This window comes from Paracoccus panacisoli (genome assembly GCF_042435015.1).
In the GTDB taxonomy this organism is placed as follows: domain Bacteria; phylum Pseudomonadota; class Alphaproteobacteria; order Rhodobacterales; family Rhodobacteraceae; genus Paracoccus; species Paracoccus panacisoli.
In genome coordinates this window covers 1-1,597 of sequence record NZ_JBHMQU010000062.1, presented here as the reverse complement: position 1 = coordinate 1,597, position 1,597 = coordinate 1, and the positions used below count along the sequence as shown (strand labels likewise).

Below are 1,597 nucleotides of genomic sequence, written 5' to 3'. Positions count from 1 at the left end.
GCGGCCTCCGCGCGGGCGCCGGCGCCTGATCATGCGCCCGATCCGGCGGCGCTTCTGGCCGCGCTGCCCGCCCCGGTGGCCAGCTTCGATGCCGAGGGGCGCTGGACCGGTCTCAACGAGGCCGCCGAGCTGTGGCTGAACCTCTCGACCCGCTCGGTCGCGGGGCTTTTCGCCGACGATCCGGCGCTGGCCGCGCGGCTGCGGGTCAGCCCGCCGCTCGGGCCGCTAATCGCCGCGGCCGCGCAGTCCGAGGACCCGACCCTGCACCCGCGCCTGCGGTTCGAGATCTCGGACCGCGCCGGCGGCTGGACCCTGCGCCGCGCGGCGCTGCAACTCGGCGCGCTGCCGGGCGGCGGGGTGGTGGCGCTGATCCGCCCCGAGGGGAACGGCGTCACGCCCCCCCGCCACGCCGCCCGCTCGGCCATCGGCATGGCCGAGATGCTGGCGCACGAGATCAAGAACCCGGTCGCCGGCATCCGCGGCGCGGCGCAGCTGCTGGCCGAGGGGCTCTCGCCCGAGGACCGCGAGCTGACCGACCTGATCGTGGCCGAGAGCCGCCGGATCGTCGCGCTGCTCGAACAGGTCGAGCGCTTCGGCGACACCACCGCGCCGCAGCGCCGGGCGGTGAACATCCACGACATCCTCGACCGGGCCCGCCGCAGCGTGCGGCTGAGCAGCGCGGCGCTGTCGGGCGGCACGCCGCGGATGGTGACCGAATACGACCCCTCGCTGCCCGAGGCGCTGGTCGACCCCGACCGGCTGATGCAGCTGGTCCTGAACCTCTTGCGCAACGCCGCCGAAGCGCTCGACCGCGAGGCGCGGGCGCCGGGCGACCCGCGCGGGGCGCCGCTGATCCGGCTGCGCACCCACTATGACGGCGCCGTGCGCGGCGAGGACGGCACCCCGCTGCCGCTGCAACTCGAGATCGAGGACGACGGCCCCGGCATCCCCGAAGCCATCGCCGAGCAGATCTTCGAGCCCTTCGTCTCGGGCCGCGAGAACGGCACCGGGCTGGGGCTGGCGCTGGTCAGCAAGATCGTGACCGAACACGGCGGGCGCATCCAGGTGGACAGCCGCCCCGGCCGCACCCTGTTCCGGCTGTCGCTGCCGATGGCCCGCGGGACCGGCAAGGCGGCCGACCCCGGCTCCGCGCCCGAGACGACCCGAGAGACGACGAAAGAAACGGCCGGACTCCCCGGCCGGGAAGGAGCATCCTGATGGACGGAACCGTCCTGGTCGCCGACGACGACCGCACCATCCGCACCGTTCTGACCCAGGCGCTGACGCGCGCCGGGTGCCGCGTCCACGCGACGGGCAGCCTCGGCCAGCTCATGCGCTGGGTGGAAGAGGGGCGCGGCGACGTGGTGGTGACGGACGTGATGATGCCGGACGGCAACGGGCTGGACCTCGTGCCGTCGATCGCGCGCGCCCGGCCGGGCCTGCCGGTGATCGTGATCTCGGCCCAGAACACCATCGTGACGGCGATCCGCGCGACCGAGGCCTCGGTCTTCGACTACCTGCCCAAGCCCTTCGACCTGCCCGAGCTGATGGCCCGGGTGCGGGCCGGGCTGGGGCGCCACCCGCGCCGGCCCGCCCC

The 1,597-nt window shown here is 75.2% G+C and carries 2 protein-coding genes; both read left to right on the top strand.

Features of this window, described 5'->3' with window-relative positions; all coding sequences use genetic code 11:
- The first annotated feature begins 54 nt into the window (after nucleotides 1-54).
- The gene (locus ACFHYO_RS12480) at nucleotides 55-1,218 is read left to right on the top strand and encodes a two-component system sensor histidine kinase NtrB (RefSeq protein ID WP_394320786.1); all 1,164 of its coding nucleotides are present in this window, start codon (nucleotides 55-57) and stop codon (nucleotides 1,216-1,218) included.
- A partial coding sequence (locus tag ACFHYO_RS12475; protein ID WP_394320785.1) for a response regulator occupies nucleotides 1,218-1,597 on the top strand: 380 nt, incomplete at its 3' end. The genes ACFHYO_RS12480 and ACFHYO_RS12475, both read left to right, overlap by 1 nt.